Source organism: Mesorhizobium shangrilense, assembly GCF_028826155.1.
Lineage (GTDB): Bacteria > Pseudomonadota > Alphaproteobacteria > Rhizobiales > Rhizobiaceae > Arvimicrobium > Arvimicrobium flavum.
On record NZ_JAQGPN010000001.1, the window covers coordinates 4,698,988 to 4,717,642 of the forward strand.

Consider the following 18,655-nt stretch of genomic DNA (forward strand, 5'->3'; position numbering starts at 1 on the left):
ATGATCAAATCTGAACTCGTCCAGCTAATCGCAAACCGCAATCCGCACCTCTTCCTGAGGGATGTCGAGAACATCGTGAACGCCATCTTCGAAGAGATCACGGACGCGCTGTCGGAGGGAAACCGGGTGGAGTTGCGCGGTTTCGGGGCCTTCTCCGTGAAGAACCGCCCTGCCCGCACCGGACGCAACCCGCGCACGGGGGAAGCCGTCGACGTCGAGGAGAAGTGGGTTCCTTTCTTCAAGACCGGTAAGGAATTGCGCGAGAGGCTGAATGCGTCGAAATAGTCGGTGTCGCCAATGATCAACAGACTCGTCCTCGTCGCCATCCTCGTTCCGATCGCCATCGTCCTGATCGCGCTCGCGGTCGCCAATCGGACGTGGGTGCCCTTCACGCTCGACCCCTTCAATCCCGGCAACCCCGCATTGACGATCCAATTGCCGCTCTTCGTGCTTGTCTTCCTGGCCGTAGCTGTGGGCGTCATCATCGGCAGCTGTGCGACCTGGCTGAAGCAGGGACGCTACCGCAAGCTGGCGCGCCAGCGCAGCGCCGAAGCCGAATCGCTGCGCGCTGCGAACAAGGCCGGGCTGAAGGCCGCGGCCCCGGTGCAAACCAGCCTGCCAAAGCCCGCCGCATGATGCAGCCCGGGAGGTCGATCAATGCTCACGCTGTCGGCAGGTGACGTCGACACAGCCCTCACTTTCGAAGGGCTGGTCGAGACGCTGCGGAAGGCTTTTCACGACGGTGCGGTGCAGCCGGTACGGCACCACCATACCATCGAGCGGCCGGACGGGGCCGCATCGACGCTGCTGCTGATGCCGGCATGGAACGACTTCAATGCGACGGGAACCTCCGCTGGCGGCTATGCCGGGGTCAAGATCGTCACCGTTTCGCCGGACAACAACAAGATCGGCAAGCCGGCCGTCATGGGCGTCTATCTGCTGCTCGACGGCGTCACCGGCGAGCCGCGCGCCCTCATCGACGGCCAGCGGCTCACGCAATGGCGGACAGCCTGCGCCTCGGCGCTGGGAGCCACCTATCTGGCCAGGAAGGATGCCTCCCGGCTACTCATCGTCGGCGCGGGCGCCCTGTCGGGCTTTCTTGCAAAGGCGCATTGCGCCGTCCGCCCCATCGCCTCGGTGCGCGTCTGGAACCGCACTCAGGCCAACGCGGAAAAGGTCGCGGCACAATTGCGCGCCGAAGGCCTGCCGGCAGAGGCTGCAGCCGATCTCGACGCCGAGGTCTCGCTGGCCGACATCGTGTCATGCGCAACCATCTCGACGACGCCGCTGATCAAGGGGGCGCTGCTGAAGCCCGGCGCGCATCTCGATCTGGTCGGCGGCTTCACGCCGGCCATGCGCGAAGCGGATGACGACGCCATTCGCAGGGCGCGCGTCTTCGTCGATACGCGCGCCGGCGCGACCAAGGAGGCCGGCGACATTGTCCAGCCGCTCGAATCGGGCGTGCTGAAGCCGGAGGCGATCGCGGGCGACCTCTACGACCTGACGCGCGGCAGCGCGGCCGGGCGCGGCGCTGCCGAGGAGATCACCTTGTTCAAGTCGGTCGGCGCAGCCATCGAGGATCTGGCCGCGGGAGTCGCCGTGTATGAAAGGATGCGCAACTAGACCGTTCGCGCGCCAAAGGGAGGGGACCAACCATGAGCGCCGTCGATCCATCCAAGCTCGAAACCCAGACATTCGACTGGGGCATCATCAAGTGGCTGGTGAGCCCGGACAGCACACCGGGCGCCAACATCACGTTCGGCCAGGTCGTACTCCTTCCCGGGGAAGGCCACACGCGCCACAACCACCCGCAATCGGAGGAGATCCTCTACGTGCTCTCCGGCGTCGGCAGGCAGATGGTCGATGACAAGCCGGAATTCGAGGTGCGGGCGGGCGAGACGATCTACATCCCCACCGCGATCTATCATTCCACCGTGAACACGGGCTGGGAACCGCTGGTGCTGCTCGCCATCTACAATCCCGGCGGCGCCGAGCGCGACCTCAGGAACCTGCCGGACTTCAAGGCCGTGCCCGTCGGCAAGGCCCCGAGACTGACGCGGTCGTAGCGCCACACGGAAGCGGACTGCCGGGGCGAACGCGCCAAAGGGGCGTTTGCCTGCGACCGTCCACTGTGCCAAAAGCAGGCCGACATCGGAACCGAATGGACACTCCGTGAAGCCTGCGCACAAAACAGGTCAGAACCAACGCAGCCATGCGCCGCGCAAGAACGCGGCCACCCCGGCGCGCGGGCCCTCCGAGGCCAGGCAACCCCTGCGCCAGGACGACCCCATGCCGGCTCCCGCCAGAGCTGAGCGTCGCAGCGATCCGCTGCCCGCCGAGCAGGTGCCGCTCATCCTCGAGGTCCTGCCCAACGCCGACTATGCGCTGCTCGACAGCGGCGGCGGCCTGAAGCTCGAGCAGTACGGGCCCTACCGCATCGTGCGGCCGGAGGGCCAGGCGATCTGGCAGCCCGCGATGCCGCCAAAGGAGTGGCAGAAGGCCGACGCCGTCTTCACCGGCGACACCGACGAAGAAGGCATGGGCCGCTGGCGCTTCCCCAAAGCCGCCCTCGGCGAGACATGGCCGATGCGCCACGACGGCATCGACTATCTTGGCCGCTTCACCTCGTTCCGGCATGTCGGCGTGTTCCCAGAGCAGGCGTCCCACTGGGATCATATGGCCGGCCTGATCGCGACCGCAAAACGACCGGTCAAGGTGCTCAACCTCTTCGGCTATACTGGCCTCGCATCGCTGGTCGCGGCGCGCGCCGGCGCCGAGGTGACCCATGTCGACGCTTCGAAGAAGGCGATCGGCTGGGCGCGCGAAAACCAGGAGATGGCGCGTCTCTCCGACAAGCCGATCCGCTGGATCGTCGAGGACGCCATGAAGTTCGCCGAGCGCGAGGAACGGCGCGGCAGCCGCTACGACATTGTCCTGTTCGATCCGCCGGCCTATGGACGCGGACCAAAGGGCGAGGTCTGGCAGCTGTTCGAAGACCTGCCTCGCCTTGCCGAACTCTGCCGTTCGATCCTGTCGCCGAAGCCGCTCGCCGTCGTGCTCACCGCCTATTCGATACGGTCCTCCTTCTTCGCCATCCACGCCCTGATGCGCGACACCTTCGCGGGAATGGGCGGAACCGTCGAATCGGGAGAACTCGTCATCCGCGAAAAATCCGCCGGCCGCGCGCTTTCCACCTCCCTCTTTTCGCGCTGGATTGCCCAATGAGCGAGCGCGTCGGAAGGGTGCGCGAGGTCACCAGCCTCGCCAATCCGCTGGTCAAGGACATCAAGGCGCTGGCGCTCAAGAAATTCCGCGACCAGCAGAACGCCTTCATGGCCGAGGGCCTGAAGCTCGTCATCGACGCGCTCGACCTTGGCTGGTCGATCAGGACGCTGGTCTTCGCCAAGTCCGCCCTCGGCAACGCCGCCGTCGAGAAGGTGGCCGCGCGCACCGTCGCGGCGGGCGGCACCGTGCTCGAGGTTTCGGAGAAGGTGCTCTCCGCGATCACCCGGCGGGACAACCCGCAGATGGTGGTGGGCGTCTTCGCCCAGCGCTTGCAGCCGCTGAAGTCGATCCGGCCCGCCGGCGACGACGTCTGGATCGGCCTCGACCGGGTGCGCGACCCCGGCAATCTCGGCACCGTCATCCGCACCGCCGACGCAGTCGGCGCAAAAGGCGTCATCCTGATCGGCGAAACCACGGACCCGTTCTCGCTGGAAACGGTCCGCGCCACGATGGGCTCGATCTTCGCCGTACCGGTTGCGAGAGCCACGGCCGAAGCCTTCCTGGAGTGGCGAAAAGGCTTTCCCGGCCTGGTCGCCGGCACCCACCTCAAGGGCGCGGTCGACTACCGGACGGTGAAATTCGAAGGACGGCCGACGCTGCTCCTTATGGGCAACGAGCAGCAGGGGCTTCCCGACGAACTCGCCAAGTCGTGCGACCGGTTGCTGCGCATCCCGCAGGCCGGCCGCGCCGACTCCCTCAACCTCGCGGTGGCGACCGGCGTCATGCTCTTCGAGATCCGGCGGAGCGCGCTGACACTCGAACCCGGCGGCATGGAATGAAGGCAGTTTGCGGTTATTCGGCGCTGGTTGCGGCGTCCGTGGCGCTCGACCAGTGGATCAAGGGGCTCGTCGAAGCCAATCTTGTCATGCACGAACAGGTCGACATCCTGCCGTTCTTCGCGCTCTACCGCACCTACAACACCGGCGTCGCCTTCTCGATGTTCTCGTCGGTCGGCGACCTGCCTCTCACCATCCTGTCCGTGGCGGTCATCGCCTTCGTGCTCTTCCTGGGGTCGCGGTCGGCGCCCGGGCAGACCTTTGCCCGTATCGGCTTCGCCCTCATCGTCGGCGGCGCCATCGGCAACCTGATCGACCGCGCGATGCTCGGCCACGTGGTCGACTATTTCCTCTTCCACACGCCCGTCTGGTCGTTCGCCGTCTTCAACCTCGCCGACGTCTTCATCTCGGTGGGCGCGTTCCTGGTCATCCTCGAGGAGTTCGTTCAATGGCTGCGCGAACGCAAGGCGCGCCATTCGGACAATTGACGGTGCGCGGCGTGCGCCGCACAGTTCTTGCGCATCCCGCCCGCCCAAGGAGGACAAGATGACAGATACGTTCAAGGCGATCCTCGTGACGCGCGGCGAGGACAAGTCGCAGTCGGTCGGCGTGACGGAACTGACCGACGCCGACCTCATGGAAGGCGACGTCACCGTCAGGATCGAAGCGACGACCGTCAACTACAAGGATGGCCTCGCCATCACCGGCAAGGCACCGGTCGTCAGGCGTTTTCCGCTCGTTCCCGGCATCGACTTCGCAGGCACGGTCGTCAGTTCCGATCACCCGGATTGGGCGCGGGGCGACAAGGTCATCCTCAACGGATGGGGCACCGGCGAGACCCATCACGGCGCCTATGCGGAAAAATCGCGCGTCAAGGGCGACTGGCTGGTCCCGCTGCCGGACGGCATGTCCCCACGCGACGCCATGGCGATCGGAACCGCCGGCTATACGGCCATGCTGTCGGTGATGGCGCTGGAGCGCCACGAGATCACGCCGGATCGCGGCCCGGTCATCGTCACCGGGGCAGCCGGCGGCGTCGGCTCCGTCGCCATCTCGATCCTCTCCAAGCTCGGCTACCACGTCATCGCCTCGACGGGCCGGACGTCCGAAGCCGATTTCCTCAAGGACCTCGGAGCTGCGGAGATCATCGACCGCAACGAACTTTCCGGGCCCGCCAAGCCGCTCGCCAAGGAGCGCTGGGCTGGCGGCGTCGATGCCGTCGGCAGTACGACGCTCGCCAACGTGCTCTCGATGACGTCCTATGGCGGCGCCATCGCCGCCTGCGGACTAGCGCAGGGCATGGACCTGCCGGCGAGCGTGGCGCCGTTCATCCTGCGCGGCGTCTCGCTGCTCGGCATCGATTCGGTGATGGCCCCCAAGGCCCTGCGGCTGGAAGCCTGGCGTCGTATCGCGACCGACCTCGACCATGCCAAGCTCTCCGCCCTGTCGGTGGCGATCGGCTTCGACGACATCCTGCAGGCGGGCCGCGACATCATCGACGGCAAGATACGCGGCCGCGTCGTCGTCGAAATGTAGAAAGCGGCGACATCCCTAAAATTGCAGCGATCGGCCAAAAGCTTCCCTAAGCCTTGGTGGAGTATGTAGCGGGCATGGTCGCGGAGCATGTCAAAACGTCAGTCATCGACGCAGCTTTCCGGGAGACGGAAGCTGCGGGTCCCGAACGACGCGCTATCGTTGCCCCGCCCCTCGTACCCAATATCGAGCGGCCGCCGGCGCCCCGGCTCGAGGCCTGGGGACTGCCCCTCATCATGGCAGCGTTGGTGTTTACCGGCCTTGCGCATCTCATGGGAGCGCCGCACTACATCGTCATCGGCTTGGCCACTTGCGCCCTCGCCGGCCTCTTCATGCTCAACAGGACCGTCCGCCGCGAAAAGCGGATGGCGACGCTGTTCGACGACAGCGAGGCGCAGAGCCGCGCCCACATCGAGACGCTGGCGGATCGCGTCTGGGAGCTCCAGGAGAGCGAGGAACGCTTCCGCGGCCTCATCGACGCGCTGGGCGACCTTGTCATCCATCGCGATCGCGAGGGACGCATCGTCTATGCGAACAAGGTCTTCGCCGACCTCGTAGGCCACCCGCCGCACATGCTGAAGGGCAAGACCCTCGGTGAGCTCGGCATCGAGGTGGGCATCGTGCCCGACGCCGCCTTCTGGGACGGCGAATGCCTGAGCTCCACGGACGTCGCCATCCGCGTCGCCTCCGGCACCCGCTGGTTCTCCTGGATCGAGCTTTCGGTGCGCGACAAGGTCAGCGCGGACGTCTCCCACCGGGCGATCGCCCGCGACATCACCAGCCGCAAACGCGCCGAGACGGCCCTGATTGCATCACGCGAGCGCGCCGAGTTCGCCAGCCGCGCAAAGTCGCAGTTTCTGGCGACGGTCAGCCACGAAATCCGCACGCCGATGAACGGCATCATGGGCATGGCCAAGCTTCTCGCGGACACCGACCTGACGCCCGAACAGAAGACCTATGTCGGGGCGGTTTCGACGTCGGCCAGCGCATTGCTCGCGCTCATCGACGACCTGCTCGACTATTCGAAGATCGAGGCTGGCCGCTTCGAACCTGAATTCCAGAACGTCTCGCCGCGCGAGCTGACCGACAATGTCGTCGAATTGCTGGCCTCCAGGGCGTTCGCCAAGGGAATCGGGCTCGGCTGCGTCGTCGCGGCCGATGTCCCCCAGATGGTCACGTCGGATCCCGGCCGGCTGCGCCAGGTCCTTCTCAACCTGATCGGCAACGCCATCAAGTTCACCGATACGGGCGGTGTCTCCGTGCGGGTGCAGACCGCCGGCGACCTATCCAGCCCGCGGCTTGCCTTCACCGTCAGCGACAGCGGGCCGGGTCTGCTCGAGAAGGATCTGGAACGCATCTTCGAGGAGTTCGAGCAAGCCGACGGCACTTCCACGCGCGAGCATGGCGGGGCCGGGCTCGGCCTCACCATCTCCAAGCGCATCGTCCAGTCGATGGGCGGCGCGATCACCGTCAAGAGCAAGCCCGGCGCTGGCTCCGAATTCAGGTTCGAGATCCCCGCGCGCGACGTGCAGCCTCTGGCGACCTCGCGTGAACGCGTCCTCGAGCATCGCAACGCGGTCATCGTTTCGAAGAACACGGTCGAAGCCGAAACGCTGGCGGAAGCCATCCGCAGTCACGGCGGCGTCGCCAGGGTCGCGACCACGCCGGAGCAGGCGGCCTCACTCGCCGAGGGCGCTAACACGCTGCTCATCGCGGCCGGGTTGGAACATGCCGACGGTCGTCTGATCCAGCGGCTCCGGCACTCCGGCTTCGCAGAGTGCGAAGCGATCACACTGATCGCACCGAACGAGCGCAGTCTGCTGCAGGAATTCCGCGCCAACGGCTACTCGACCTTCCTGGCGCGGCCAGTCCGCGGCGAAACCCTGCTTCGAGTCCTGATGAGCGAACCGGAGGGACGTGCAATTCCTTCCTCCTCCAGCCCCGTGCCGGCGGCGAAAGCTGGTACACCGCCCTCGCATGCGGGACAAAGCGTGCTGGTTGCGGAAGACAACGAGATCAACGCGCTGCTGGCGCGCTCCGTGCTTCAGAAGGCCGGATACAAGGTGGATGTCGTCAACAACGGCAAGGAAGCCGTGGAGGCGCTGGAAGCCTCGACGCAGCGCCGGCGCTACGACGTGGTGCTGATGGACCTGCACATGCCGGTGATGGACGGACTGGACGCAATCACGCTCATTCGACGTCACGAGGAGGAGACCGGCGTACCGCCCGTGCCGATCATGGTGCTTTCAGCCGATAGCCAGGAGCAGACGCGACATACGACGCTCTCCCATGGCGCCAGCGGCTTCCTGATCAAACCGCTCGATCCTGACGCCCTCGTGCGGGCCGTCGAAGACCATCTTGCCGCGTGACGACCCGCCTGCCCTGAGCGGACCATGTGGCCCGCTTTGCAGACAAAGCGCATACCCCATGTCATATTCATGTAGCAGATTCGACCTATCCTCGGCTCGAGTGGGCCGAAGGAGAAATATCCGTGCACGCCTCGACAGCATCGCCGGTTCTCGGCGCTCCTGACTATCGCTCGCCTGAACGGCAACCGCTGCCTGCCGGCGCGATGCTCGGCAAGATCGGAACGCTCGAGGTCCGCCTGGCGCGCAATGCGGAGGAGATCGTCGCTGCCCAGGAAATCCGCTACCGGGTGTTCTATGAGGAACTCGGCGCACGCCGCGCCGCAGGCGGCTGCGACGAAGGCCGTGACTTTGACCGCTTTGACGCGATCTGCGACCACCTGCTCGTGCTCGACAGCTCGATCGAAGGACCCGAAGTGCGCCAGATCGTCGGGACCTACCGGCTGCTACGGCAGGAGACCGCGATGGCCGCCGGCGGCTTCTACTCCGAGGACGAGTTCGAACTTGCGGCTCTCGTCGCCCGCCATCCAAACACGAACTTCCTGGAGCTCGGGCGCTCATGCGTGCTGCCTGCCTATCGTGGCAAGCGCACCATCGAAGTTCTGTGGCAGGGCATCTGGGCCTATGTGAACCACTACGACATTGGCGTGATGACCGGCTGCGCCTCCTTCCAGGGAACCGAACCTGCCGACCATGCCGAGGCGCTTTCCTTCCTCGCACATCACTGCCGCGCCGAGGGCGAATGGGCGATCCGCGCCGTTGCGGATCGCTATCGGGCGATGGACCTGATGCCGCCGGAGGCGATCGGACTACGCTGCGCGATGGCGGCCATGCCGCCGCTCATCAAGGGCTACCTGAGGCTCGGCGCCAGGATCGGCGAAGGGTGCGTCATCGACCACGAATTCGGCACGATCGACGTCTGCATCGTGCTGCCGGTCGCCAGCCTCGACGCCCGCTACGTGACCCACTATTCGCCGGACGCGACCCGGTTCGCCGCCTGACGGGCGCGACAATGCCCGACGACACACTCGCCCCCGCATTCGACAAGCTGCGCCGCGCCGCCGCGGGGCTTCCGAACATCTCGGAAGGCACGTCCTACGGCACGCCGTCGCTGCGGGCCGGCAAGAAGTTCCTGGCGCGCGTCAAGGATGCCGACACGGTGGCCGTGATGTGCCCGCTCGAGGAGAAGGAGGTGCTGCTCGCGGCCGCGCCGGAGTTCTACTTCGAGACCGACCACTACAGGGGCTGGCCGGCCATGCTGGTCCGCGTCCACGACATTCCGATAGAAGAGCTCGCCCACCGGCTGGAGCGCGCCTGGCAGATTCAGGCCACGCCAAAAATGCTCAAGGCGCGCGGCCCTGCGGGCCGCAGCGGCGGCTGACGCCTATTCCTTCACCGCTCCGGTCATCGACGAGACGTAATGCTCGACGAAGAACGAATACAGGATGACCACCGGCAGCGAGCCTATCAGCGCGCCGGCCATCAGCGCGCCCCACTCGTAGACGTCAGAGCGCACCAGCTCGGTCAGCACGCCGACCGGCACGGTCTTGTTCTCCGACGACTGGATGAAGGTCAGCGCGTAAATGAACTCGTTCCACGACAGCGTGAAGGCGAAGATGCCGGCCGAAATCAGGCCCGGCACCGACAGCGGCAGCACGATCTTGGTGAGGATCTGCCAGCGAGTTGCCCCGTCGATCAGCGCGCATTCCTCCAATTCGAACGGAATCGAACGGAAATAGCCCATCAGCAGCCAGGTGCAGAAAGGCACGAGGAAGGTCGGATAGGTGAGGATCAGCGCAAACGAGGTGTCGTAGAGCCCGAGGTTGAAGACCATCACCGAGAGCGGGATGAACAGGATCGATGGCGGCACGAGATAGGCGAGAAACACCGCCAGTCCCACCTGGCGCGAACCGGAGAAACGCAGCCGCTCGATCGCGTAGGCGGCGAAGACGGAGGCCAGCAGCGAGAGGAACGTCGCGGCCACCGAGATGATCACCGTATTGAGCAGCCAGCCGGGATAGGACGTGTCGAAGAGCAGGTAGCGGATGTGTTCCAGCGTCGGGTTGACCACCCAGAACGGGCTGAAATCGTTGAAGTTGGTCATCTCGACGTTCGGCTTCACCGCCGTCACGGCCATCCAGTAAAACGGGAACAGCAGCACGAAGACGAAGATGGCGAGCGGCACATAGATGGTCACCACGCGGCGCGGCAGGCTCTGCAGGTAGCCCATCCCCCCTTCGTCGCCGACCGCAGGCGCCTTGGTGTCGGTAACGGCCATCTCAGTCGCCTCCGCCCTGCTGCCACCTGCGCCGCTGCAGGCCGAAATAACTGAACAGGATCGCGGCGAGCAGGAAGGGGATCATCGCCACCGCGATGGCAGCCCCCTCGCCGAGCAGCCCGCCCGAGATGCCGCGCTGGAACGACAGCGTCGCCATCAGGTGCGTCGCGTTGACCGGGCCGCCGCGCGTCAGCACGTAGATCAGCTGGAAGTCGGTGAAGGTGAACAGCACCGAGAACGTCATGGTGATCGCAATGATGGGGGTGAGCAGCGGCAGCGTCACATAGCGGAAAAGCTGCCAGCGGCTGGCGCCGTCGAGCGTGGCCGCCTCGTAGAGCGATTGCGGGATCGTCTGCAGGCCGGCCAGCAGGGTGATCGCCACAAACGGGATACCCCGCCAGACATTGGCTGCGATGACGGAAGCGCGCGCGTTCGTGGGATCGCCGAGGAAGTTGATTCGGCTGTCGATCAGGCCGAGTTCCATCAGTGCCCAGGAAATGATCGAGAACTGCGAATCGTAGATCCACCAGAAAGCGATGGCCGACAGCACCGTGGGCACCACCCAGGGCAGGAGCACCGCCGCCCGGAAGAACGTCTTGAACGGCAGGTTCTCGTTGAGGATCAGCGCCAGCCAGAGGCCGAGCACGAATTTCAGGATCGAGGCCGAGATCGTATAGAGCAGCGTGTTGAAGACCGAGAGCCAAAAGACGCTGTCGTCCCACAGGTACTCGTAGTTCTCCAGGCCGATGAAGATGCCCGGCCTGCCGATGCGCGCGTCGGTGAAGCCGAGCCAGACGCCGAGACCCAGCGGATAGGTGAGGAAGACCAGCAACAGCGCCGCCGCCGGCAGCATGAAGCCGAAGGAGAGGAAGCCGCGGCTCTCCGATAGGCGGGAACGGAAGGAACTGCGCTGGGCAGTCATGGTTTCGAGAGCGGCCATTCAGCAATCCTTGGTCTTCAGTCTCGCCATTTTCGGCTCGTGGAGCATCCGCTCACGGCGCTTGCAGTTGGAGCACACGCCCCCACTCCGTCTCGCCTTTGGCTCGACACCCCTCCCCCACGTTCGTGGTGGAGAGGAAGGGCGCCAAGCTTACGGCCGGCATTTCCTCTCCCCCGTCGATCGGGGGAGAGGTGGTTCGCGCAGCGAACCGGAGTGGGGGTCGAAGGCGCACAGCAAGGCGTTTGTGCTGCGCCTTGCGCTACACCCGATAGTAGCGGTTGGCCCGCTTCTCGGCCTCCTCCATCGCTTCCTGCGGCGTGGCCTGTCCTGTCACCGCCCTGGCGAACATGTCGACGAGCACGTAGTCGGCCATCGTCGCCGCCGAGGCGTAGCCGAGCGGACCGGCATAACCGTTGGGCCGCAGCGTCTCGGACGCCCTGGCATAGGCGGCGTTGTTCGGGTCCTCCGACCAGATCGGATTGTTGGCGAAGCCCTTCAGCGTCTGACAGCAATAGCCGGCGGAGCCCTTGATCCAGTCGTTCATCTGGGCCTCCTCGAACATGAACTGGAGGTAGGCCTTGGCGGCGTTTGGATAGGGCGTGTAGTTGAAGATCACCGCCACGGTGGTCTGGTGGAGTTCGACCGACTGTCCGACCGGGCCGATCGGCAGGTTCGTCGTGCGGATGTCCTTGGCGATCTCGGCCAGCTTCGGATCGTTGTCCTTGTTGATCTTGGCGGTGTTGTAGGCCGAGATGCCGTTGGCGATGATGCCGAGCTCACCGGCGAGGAAGGCGCGGTTGTTGTTGACGTCGAGCCAGCTTTCGGTGCCCGGGATGAAGGTCTTGTAGAGTTCCATCGCATATTCGATGGCCTTCATCGTCTCGGGGCTGTTGATCGCCACCTTGCCGCTCTCGTCGACCATCTTGCCGCCATGGCTCCACAACAGCCAGTGCGCGTAATTGTTGCCGTCGCCGACACCGTGGCCGTGGGTGAATCCGGCCGGGTGACCGATCTTCTGCATCGCCTTGCAGAGCTCGAGGAAGCCAGCGGTGTCCTTCGGGAACTCCGAGAAACCGGCTTCCTTCACCCAGCTATCGCGATACACGATGGCGTTGCCGATGGCCGCCAGCGGCAGACCGATGAACTTGCCGTCCTTGACCGCGTATCCCTTCGGTCCGTCGTACCAGCCGCCATACTTGCCGCCGAGATATTCGCCGAGGTCGGTCACGTCGAGCAACTTGTCGGGATACTGGAACGCATCGTCGAACCAGACGAGCATCAGATCGGGGCCGGATCCGACATTGGCCGCCACGGCGGCCTTCGGCCGGATGTCCTCCCAGCTCTCCTTGTCGACGCGCACCTGCACGCCGGTCGCATCGGTGAACTTCTTCGTGTTGGCGAGCCATGAATCCTCGTCGCCCTGCACGAAAGGCGACCAGCGCAGCAGCCTGAGCGTGGCGCCCTGTTCCGGCGTGTATTTCGGGGCGTCCTGGGCGAAGGCGGGAGAGCCGATGAGCCGGCTTCCGATGGCGCCGGCGGCTACGCCGGCCGTCGTCCTGATCACGTCACGTCTGGTAAATTTCATCGTCACTTTCCTCCTGCTTGATTGTTATGTCCTGCAGTCCTGACGATCGATCCTAGAGTCGCCTCCCCGTCTCGCCGTCAAAAAGGTGGATGAGATTGGAATCCGCCGAAAGCCGTATGGTCTCGCCCGGCTCGAACACGTGGCGCTCGCGAAAATTGGCGACGATTTCCTCGCCGCCCGGTGTGCGGCCGACCATCTGCACTTCGGATCCGGTCGGCTCGACGACGGCAACCGTCACCGGAAAGCCCCCGTCCGACAGCCGCAGGTGCTCGGGCCGGATGCCGACGACCACACCCGCTCCGTTGGAAGCGTTCGCCGCGCCGTTCAGCGGCACCGATATGCCGCCGGCTCCCTCGAAACCGCCCTGCCCAATATTTCCCTTGAGAAGGTTCATGGCCGGCGAGCCGATGAAGCTCGCCACGAAAAGGTTGTTGGGACGGTCGTAGAGCTCCAGCGGCTTGCCGATCTGCTCTACGATGCCGTCGTGCATCACGACGATCTTGTCGGCCATGGTCATGGCCTCGATCTGGTCGTGGGTCACATAGACCGTCGTGGTCTTCAGCCGCTGGTGCAGTTCCTTGATCTCGGCCCGCATCTGGACTCGCAGCTTGGCGTCAAGATTAGAAAGCGGCTCGTCGAACAGGAAGACCTGGGGATCGCGCACGATGGCGCGGCCCATGGCGACCCGCTGGCGCTGGCCGCCGGAAAGCTGGCGTGGATAGCGCTCGAGTAGCGGCGTCAGCGACAGAATCTCCGCCGCGCGCGCCACACGGGCGTCGCTCTCCGCCTTCGGCGCGTTCTTCAGCATCAGCGAAAACGCCATGTTCTGGCGCACCGTCATGTGCGGGTAGAGCGCATAGTTCTGGAAGACCATGGCAATGTCGCGCTCCTTGGGGGCGACATTATTGACGACGCGACCGCCGATCGCGATCTCGCCGCGCGAGATGCCCTCAAGCCCGGCGATCATCCTGAGAAGCGTCGATTTCCCGCAGCCGGACGGGCCAACCAGCGTGACGAACTCGCCATCCTCGATGTCGACGCTCACCCCGTGAAGGATCTCGACCGAGCCGAATGATTTTCGCACGTCGCGGATCGAAACAGACGCCATCGGCTCCCCCCGAACGGTGTTGTTGCACCCCCTTCGAAGGGAACGCGCTTGTCCGCGCGACGAGCCCGGCTTCCTCCCTGGCCGTCGCACCGATGAACGGTAGCGCTACCAACCGCGGCTGTAAAGCGGTGTCGCGGCCGGAAGAAACCGGCACCCTATCGGCTGCTCTTCCGGACACGAGGGTTGCGGCGCCGACACCTTGCGTCAGCACCGACCGATTGCGAGAAGCGGACGCACCGACCTTGCGATCGACGCGACGGCGGGCCTCAGTTCCAGGCCATCTCCGGCACGGTGTCGAAGCCGACCAACGACTTGACCTCCAGATACTCTTCGAGCCCTTCCACCCCGCCTTCGCGGCCGTTACCCGAGAGCTTCATGCCGCCGAAGGGCACTGCAAAGTCCATGGGCGTATAGTTGAACGTCACGTGGCCGGTACGCATGCGCTTGGCCACGTAGGTCGCCATCGCCGGATCCCTGGTCTGCACGAAAGACTGGAGGCCGTAGGGCGTTGCTTCAGCCAGCTCGATCGCGTCGTCGATGTCGGCATAGGCCTGCAGGATCAGGACAGGGCCGAAAACCTCCTCGCGTGCGATCTTCATGCCGCGCTCGGCAATCAGCACAGTGGGCGCGATGTAGTAGCCCTGATCGAAGCCCGCAGCCCGCTCGCCCCCGCCGCAGACCAGTCGCGCACCCTCGGCTACGGCTTCCCGGATGATGCGGCCGAGCATCTCGAACTGCTGGCGCGAGGCGACCGGACCGACATCCACATTGTCTTCCAGCGGGTTGCCGATCCGCAGGCTCTTGGCGGTTTCCGCCGCGATGGCGGCGGCCTTCTCCAACTGGGATGCGGGGACCAGCATGCGGCTGGGCGCGTTGCAGCTCTGGCCGCTGTTCCGGGTGCTGCGGATCAGGCCTTCGCGCACCGCGTGCTCCAGATCGACATCGGGCAGAACGATATTCGCTGCGTTTCCTCCGAGTTCCTGCACGACCCGCTTGAGGGTCGGTGCGGCAGCCTGGGCGATGCGTATGCCCGCGCCGACCGAACCGGTGAAGGAGAGCAGACGCACATCGGGATGCTCCACCAGCGCCGCACCGGCCTTCAGGCGGCCGAGCACGAGATTGAAGCCACCCTTGGGCAGGTCGCTGGCCGCAATCACCTCGGTCAGGATGATCGCCGCCGTCGGGGCGATCTCGCTCGGCTTCAGCACCATCGGACAGCCGGCCGCAATCGCCGCCGCAACCTTGATGCTGATCAGGTGCAACGGCCAGTTCCACGGCGTGATCAGCCCACAAACACCGATTGGTTCACGCACGACCATGGTGCCGCCGCGCTGTTCCGCGAAACGGTAATTGCTCAGTATCTCGCTGTAGTTGCGGTAGTGACCGACTGCGTTGACGATATGGGGGCCGCGCGCGATCCAGAGCGGCGAGCCCATTTCGGCAGTGATGGACTGTGCGATTTCCTCGGCCCGCGCCTCGATCCCATCGGCGATCTGCCCGAGTATCTTTATCCGCTCCGCGACAGGCAGAGCCACCACTGCACCGGCCGCCGCGACCGCGGCTTTGACAGCCTCGTCCACATCCGCTGCGCCGCCGCCAAGGAAGCGCCCGCAAGCTTGCTCGGTCGCGGGATTGATGGCGTCGAACTCGTCCGCATCAAGGGGCTGACGCCAGGCGCCGTCGATATAAATACCGCTTCGGGAGATCATCTTTATCTCTTCTTGTCTTGGAAATGTCTGTCGGCGGCCGTCAGCTGCAGAGGCTGTCGACGAGCGCCACCCAGTAGGCCATGCCATGGGGCAGCACGGCGTCGTTGAAATCATAGGCGGGATTGTGGACGCTGGGCCCGTCGCCGACGCCGAGCAGGCAATAAGAACCCGGCTTCTTCTCCAGCATGAAGGCAAAATCTTCCGAGCCGGTTCCAGGGAGCATGACCCCGACGGCCTGCGCATCGAAGACCGCGAGCGCCGCGTTGCGCGCATCGGTTGTGGCAGCGGGATCGTTCACGGTCGGGGGATAGCGGTGCTCATAGGTCACCTGCGCCTCGCCTCCATGCGCCTCGGCCGTGGTCTGCGCTATGCGTTTGATGGCAGCCTCGGCCATCGCCTGAACCTCAGGCTCGAAGCACCGCACCGTCCCGGCAATGGTCACGCTGCCCGGGATGGCGTTGATCGCCTCGCCGCCGTTGATCTGCGTGCAGGACACGACGAGCGCCTTGGCGGGGTCGGCGAGCCTGGACACGATCGACTGAAGGCCAAGGACGACATGGCTGCTGATGACGATGGGATCGATGGCCAGATTGGGCTTGGCCGCGTGGCCGCCCTTCCCCATCACCCGGATATGGAAAAGATCATAGCCGGCCATGACCGGACCTGGCGCAAACGCCATGCTGCCCGCCGCCAGACCGGGACGGTTATGCAGCCCGAACACCTTGTCGACCGGGAAGCGCTCGAACAGGCCCTCCTCGATCATGACCCGGGCGCCGCCCTCGTTTTCCTCGGCAGGCTGAAAGATGAAGACGACGCGGCCTTTGAAGCGCCGCCGCGCCGCAAGGTATTTTGCAGCGCCCAGAAGCATGGCCGTGTGGCCATCATGTCCGCAGGCGTGCATCTTGCCGGGAATGGTCGATGCCCAGGGCAGGTTAGTAGCCTCGGTGATGTCGAGCGCATCGATATCAGCCCGCAGACCGATGGACGGTCCGCTGCCATCCCCTTCCAGGACGCCGACGACGCCGGTGCCGGCGATGCCCTCATGCACCTCGATGCCGCCGAAGCTGCGCAGCTTTTCCGCGATGAAACGGGCGGTGTTCACTTCTTCGAACGCCGTCTCGGGATGGGCATGCAGATGCCGTCGCCAGTTCGTGACCTCCTCGACCTGCGCCAGGATTGCTTCCGCAATTCCGGTCACGGCAGGCGTCTGGTCCTGCGTCGCTTGGGCCAGGTCATTCGAGGACATAGTGGCCGCCTCCAAGATCACGGTAGTTGCGCTTGGTCAGCGCCTGCTCGGTGACGAGATCGTCGCGACGCACCGGTTCGCTCTGAACGTTGCCGATATGGGCGCGGCGGCTCGGGTCGGGAACAGGGACAGCCGAGAGCAGCCGCTGCGTATAGGGATGGGCAGGGTTGCCGAAGACCGCAGATCGGGGTCCGATCTCCACGATCTCGCCGAAATACATCACGGCGACGCGATGGCTCAGCCGCTCGACCACGGCCATGTCGTGCGAGATGAACAGGAACCCGATCCCGTAGCGATCCTGCAGGTCCATGAACAGGTTCAGCACCTGCGCCTTGACCGAGACGTCCAGCGCCGACACCGCTTCGTCTGCGACGATGACCTTCGGCTTCAGAGCAAGAGCACGGGCAATGCATATCCGCTGGCGCTGGCCGCCGGAGAATTCATGCGGGCGGCGCGAGACCATGTCGGCCGAGAGCCCGACTTCCTCGAGCAGACGGCGCGCCGTCTCAAGCCCCTCGGCCCGGCTGAACCCGTGCGCCAGCATCGGTTCAGCGATGGCGTCGCCGATCCGAATACGCGGGTTGAGGCTGGCGTAGGGATCCTGGAACACCATCTGGATGTTCCTGCGGGCCTCGCGCAACTGCTGCTTGCCAAAATCCGTCATCGACTTGCCGCCGATCGTAATGCGGCCCGCATCAATCTTCTGCAGGCCCATCACGCTGCGCGCCACCGTCGTCTTGCCGCAGCCCGATTCACCCACGATCGACAGCGTCTCGCCCGCCTTCAGGTCGAAACTGACGCTCTTGACGGCGCGGACGACATTCTTGCGCAGGATCGACTTGCCCGCGGCCACCTCGAAGCTGACCGCGATATCCTTGACGTTCAGCACGGTCTCCTGCGGCGCTTCCGCCAGGTCTGCCCGTGCCGCCGGGGCTTGTTCGTCGCCGATCAGCGCAAAGCGTTCGGGCTTGGCGCGGCCGCGCATGCTGCCGATGATCGGCACCGCCGAGAGCAGCCGCTGCGTGTAGGGCTCGCCCGGCGCCTCGAAGATCTGGCGCGACGCCGCCTTCTCCACCGCCTGGCCATGCCGCATGACGACGACGTCGTCGGCCACTTCGGCGACCACGCCCATGTCATGGGTGATGAACATGATCGCAGTCTGGTCCTCCACCTGGATCTGCTTGATCAGGTCGACGATGTTGGCCTGCGTGGTGACGTCCAGCGCGGTCGTGGGCTCGTCAGCGATGAGCAGGTCGGGACTGCAGGCCAGCGCCATCGCGATCATCACGCGCTGGCGTTGTCCGCCGGAGAGCTGATGCGGATAGTCCGACACACGGCGCGCGGCGTTCGGAATCCGGACCTTGTCGAGAAGCCGGATCACCTGATGCGTCAGGTTGCTTCCGTCACCCTTGCCGTGCCGGCGAAGCACTTCCTCGATCTGCATGCCGATCGGGAAGACCGGATTCAGCGAAGTCATCGGCTCCTGGAAGATCATGCCGATGCGGTTGCCGCGCATGTCCTCCATCTCACGCTCCTTCAGCGTGAGGAGGTTGCGGCCATGCAGCAGGACGCCGCCGGTCGTGATGGTCGTCTTTGGCATCAGGCGCATAATGGACAGGGCGGACACGCTCTTGCCCGAACCGGATTCGCCCACCACGGCCAGGGTCCGGCCTCTGGGGATGTCGAACGACAGGTCGCGCACCAGGGAAATCGGGCCGTTCTCGCCCGGAACCGAGATGCACAGGTCGCGCACCGCCAGGACGGGCTGCTGCGAGGTCGCCTCGCTGCCGCCTGGACGCTGCGCCGTGATGATGTCGGTCTCTCCCATC

General features: G+C 65.2%; 18 protein-coding genes. 11 read left to right on the forward strand and 7 right to left on the reverse strand.

Going from position 1 to position 18,655, the window contains the following annotated elements:
- The 11 genes from PD284_RS22695 (at nt 1) to PD284_RS22745 (ending at nt 9,341) form a co-directional block, all read left to right on the forward strand.
- Nucleotides 1-285 carry an integration host factor subunit beta gene (locus PD284_RS22695; protein ID WP_274630381.1) on the forward strand — a complete coding sequence of 95 codons (285 nt, stop codon included), beginning with the start codon at nt 1-3 and terminating at the stop codon, nt 283-285.
- A gap of 12 nt (nt 286-297) precedes the next feature.
- A complete protein-coding gene (locus PD284_RS22700) occupies nt 298-636 on the forward strand; it encodes a LapA family protein (RefSeq protein WP_274630382.1) in 339 nt (112 codons plus the stop codon).
- Between the two features lie 21 nt (nt 637-657).
- Nucleotides 658-1,623, forward strand: a complete 966-nt coding sequence (lhpI, locus tag PD284_RS22705; protein WP_274630383.1) for a bifunctional Delta(1)-pyrroline-2-carboxylate/Delta(1)-piperideine-2-carboxylate reductase — start codon at nt 658-660, stop codon at nt 1,621-1,623.
- Between the two features lie 32 nt (nt 1,624-1,655).
- The gene (locus PD284_RS22710; RefSeq protein WP_274630384.1) at nt 1,656-2,066 is read left to right on the forward strand and encodes a cupin domain-containing protein; all 411 of its coding nucleotides are present in this window, start codon (nt 1,656-1,658) and stop codon (nt 2,064-2,066) included.
- 223 nt (nt 2,067-2,289) lie between these two features.
- Nucleotides 2,290-3,225, forward strand: coding sequence for a class I SAM-dependent rRNA methyltransferase (locus tag PD284_RS22715; RefSeq protein ID WP_274630385.1), 936 nt, complete (start codon nt 2,290-2,292; stop codon nt 3,223-3,225).
- The gene (locus tag PD284_RS22720) at nt 3,222-4,064 is read left to right on the forward strand and encodes a TrmH family RNA methyltransferase (RefSeq protein WP_274630386.1); all 843 of its coding nucleotides are present in this window, start codon (nt 3,222-3,224) and stop codon (nt 4,062-4,064) included. Before PD284_RS22715 ends, PD284_RS22720 begins: the two co-directional genes overlap by 4 nt.
- Nucleotides 4,061-4,549, forward strand: a complete 489-nt coding sequence (gene lspA, locus PD284_RS22725; protein WP_274630387.1) for a signal peptidase II — start codon at nt 4,061-4,063, stop codon at nt 4,547-4,549. Before PD284_RS22720 ends, lspA begins: the two co-directional genes overlap by 4 nt.
- Before the next feature lie 58 nt (nt 4,550-4,607).
- The gene (gene acuI, locus PD284_RS22730; RefSeq protein ID WP_274630388.1) at nt 4,608-5,597 is read left to right on the forward strand and encodes an acrylyl-CoA reductase (NADPH); all 990 of its coding nucleotides are present in this window, start codon (nt 4,608-4,610) and stop codon (nt 5,595-5,597) included.
- A 74-nt stretch (nt 5,598-5,671) separates the two neighbouring features.
- On the forward strand, nt 5,672-7,963 hold the full coding sequence (locus PD284_RS22735; RefSeq protein ID WP_411956245.1) for a PAS domain-containing sensor histidine kinase: 2,292 nt from the start codon (nt 5,672-5,674) through the stop codon (nt 7,961-7,963).
- 203 nt (nt 7,964-8,166) lie between these two features.
- Nucleotides 8,167-8,961 carry a l-ornithine N(alpha)-acyltransferase gene (olsB, locus tag PD284_RS22740; RefSeq protein ID WP_274630735.1) on the forward strand — a complete coding sequence of 265 codons (795 nt, stop codon included), beginning with the start codon at nt 8,167-8,169 and terminating at the stop codon, nt 8,959-8,961.
- Between the two features lie 11 nt (nt 8,962-8,972).
- The gene (locus PD284_RS22745) at nt 8,973-9,341 is read left to right on the forward strand and encodes an MmcQ/YjbR family DNA-binding protein (protein ID WP_274630390.1); all 369 of its coding nucleotides are present in this window, start codon (nt 8,973-8,975) and stop codon (nt 9,339-9,341) included.
- Nucleotides 9,342-9,344: 3 nt separating this feature from the next.
- Here PD284_RS22745 and PD284_RS22750 read toward each other — a convergent pair whose 3' ends face one another.
- The 7 genes from PD284_RS22750 to PD284_RS22780 form a co-directional block, all read right to left on the reverse strand.
- Complete coding sequence (locus PD284_RS22750) at nt 9,345-10,238, reverse strand: carbohydrate ABC transporter permease (RefSeq protein ID WP_274630391.1); 894 nt, start codon at nt 10,236-10,238, stop codon at nt 9,345-9,347.
- A gap of 1 nt (nt 10,239) precedes the next feature.
- The gene (locus PD284_RS22755; RefSeq protein ID WP_411956285.1) at nt 10,240-11,160 is read right to left on the reverse strand and encodes a carbohydrate ABC transporter permease; all 921 of its coding nucleotides are present in this window, start codon (nt 11,158-11,160) and stop codon (nt 10,240-10,242) included.
- Between the two features lie 277 nt (nt 11,161-11,437).
- A complete protein-coding gene (locus tag PD284_RS22760; protein WP_274630393.1) occupies nt 11,438-12,763 on the reverse strand; it encodes an ABC transporter substrate-binding protein in 1,326 nt (441 codons plus the stop codon).
- Nucleotides 12,764-12,815: 52 nt separating this feature from the next.
- Entirely contained in the window at nt 12,816-13,871 is a 1,056-nt protein-coding gene (locus PD284_RS22765) for an ABC transporter ATP-binding protein (protein ID WP_274630394.1), read from the reverse strand.
- 266 nt (nt 13,872-14,137) lie between these two features.
- On the reverse strand, nt 14,138-15,580 hold the full coding sequence (locus PD284_RS22770) for an aldehyde dehydrogenase family protein (protein WP_274630395.1): 1,443 nt from the start codon (nt 15,578-15,580) through the stop codon (nt 14,138-14,140).
- Between the two features lie 40 nt (nt 15,581-15,620).
- Nucleotides 15,621-16,826, reverse strand: coding sequence for a M20 aminoacylase family protein (locus PD284_RS22775; RefSeq protein WP_274630396.1), 1,206 nt, complete (start codon nt 16,824-16,826; stop codon nt 15,621-15,623).
- Nucleotides 16,813-18,654, reverse strand: a complete 1,842-nt coding sequence (locus tag PD284_RS22780; protein WP_274630397.1) for an ABC transporter ATP-binding protein — start codon at nt 18,652-18,654, stop codon at nt 16,813-16,815. The genes PD284_RS22775 and PD284_RS22780 overlap by 14 nt, the downstream gene beginning before the upstream one ends.
- Nucleotide 18,655: the final 1 nt, after the last annotated feature.

What these genes read in the sequence shown, in the direction of transcription:
- PD284_RS22695 (WP_274630381.1), top strand. Translation starts at nt 1, where the DNA reads ATGATCAAATCTGAACTCGTCCAGCTAATCGCAAACCGCAATCCGCAC.
- PD284_RS22700 (WP_274630382.1), top strand. Translation starts at nt 298, where the DNA reads ATGATCAACAGACTCGTCCTCGTCGCCATCCTCGTTCCGATCGCCATC.
- lhpI (WP_274630383.1), top strand. Translation starts at nt 658, where the DNA reads ATGCTCACGCTGTCGGCAGGTGACGTCGACACAGCCCTCACTTTCGAA.
- PD284_RS22710 (WP_274630384.1), top strand. Translation starts at nt 1,656, where the DNA reads ATGAGCGCCGTCGATCCATCCAAGCTCGAAACCCAGACATTCGACTGG.
- PD284_RS22715 (WP_274630385.1), top strand. Translation starts at nt 2,290, where the DNA reads ATGCCGGCTCCCGCCAGAGCTGAGCGTCGCAGCGATCCGCTGCCCGCC.
- PD284_RS22720 (WP_274630386.1), top strand. Translation starts at nt 3,222, where the DNA reads ATGAGCGAGCGCGTCGGAAGGGTGCGCGAGGTCACCAGCCTCGCCAAT.
- lspA (WP_274630387.1), top strand. Translation starts at nt 4,061, where the DNA reads ATGAAGGCAGTTTGCGGTTATTCGGCGCTGGTTGCGGCGTCCGTGGCG.
- acuI (WP_274630388.1), top strand. Translation starts at nt 4,608, where the DNA reads ATGACAGATACGTTCAAGGCGATCCTCGTGACGCGCGGCGAGGACAAG.
- PD284_RS22735 (WP_411956245.1), top strand. Translation starts at nt 5,672, where the DNA reads ATGGTCGCGGAGCATGTCAAAACGTCAGTCATCGACGCAGCTTTCCGG.
- olsB (WP_274630735.1), top strand. Translation starts at nt 8,167, where the DNA reads ATGCTCGGCAAGATCGGAACGCTCGAGGTCCGCCTGGCGCGCAATGCG.
- PD284_RS22745 (WP_274630390.1), top strand. Translation starts at nt 8,973, where the DNA reads ATGCCCGACGACACACTCGCCCCCGCATTCGACAAGCTGCGCCGCGCC.
- PD284_RS22750 (WP_274630391.1), bottom strand. Translation starts at nt 10,238, where the DNA reads ATGGCCGTTACCGACACCAAGGCGCCTGCGGTCGGCGACGAAGGGGGG.
- PD284_RS22755 (WP_411956285.1), bottom strand. Translation starts at nt 11,160, where the DNA reads ATGACTGCCCAGCGCAGTTCCTTCCGTTCCCGCCTATCGGAGAGCCGC.
- PD284_RS22760 (WP_274630393.1), bottom strand. Translation starts at nt 12,763, where the DNA reads ATGAAATTTACCAGACGTGACGTGATCAGGACGACGGCCGGCGTAGCC.
- PD284_RS22765 (WP_274630394.1), bottom strand. Translation starts at nt 13,871, where the DNA reads ATGGCGTCTGTTTCGATCCGCGACGTGCGAAAATCATTCGGCTCGGTC.
- PD284_RS22770 (WP_274630395.1), bottom strand. Translation starts at nt 15,580, where the DNA reads ATGATCTCCCGAAGCGGTATTTATATCGACGGCGCCTGGCGTCAGCCC.
- PD284_RS22775 (WP_274630396.1), bottom strand. Translation starts at nt 16,826, where the DNA reads ATGTCCTCGAATGACCTGGCCCAAGCGACGCAGGACCAGACGCCTGCC.
- PD284_RS22780 (WP_274630397.1), bottom strand. Translation starts at nt 18,654, where the DNA reads ATGGGAGAGACCGACATCATCACGGCGCAGCGTCCAGGCGGCAGCGAG.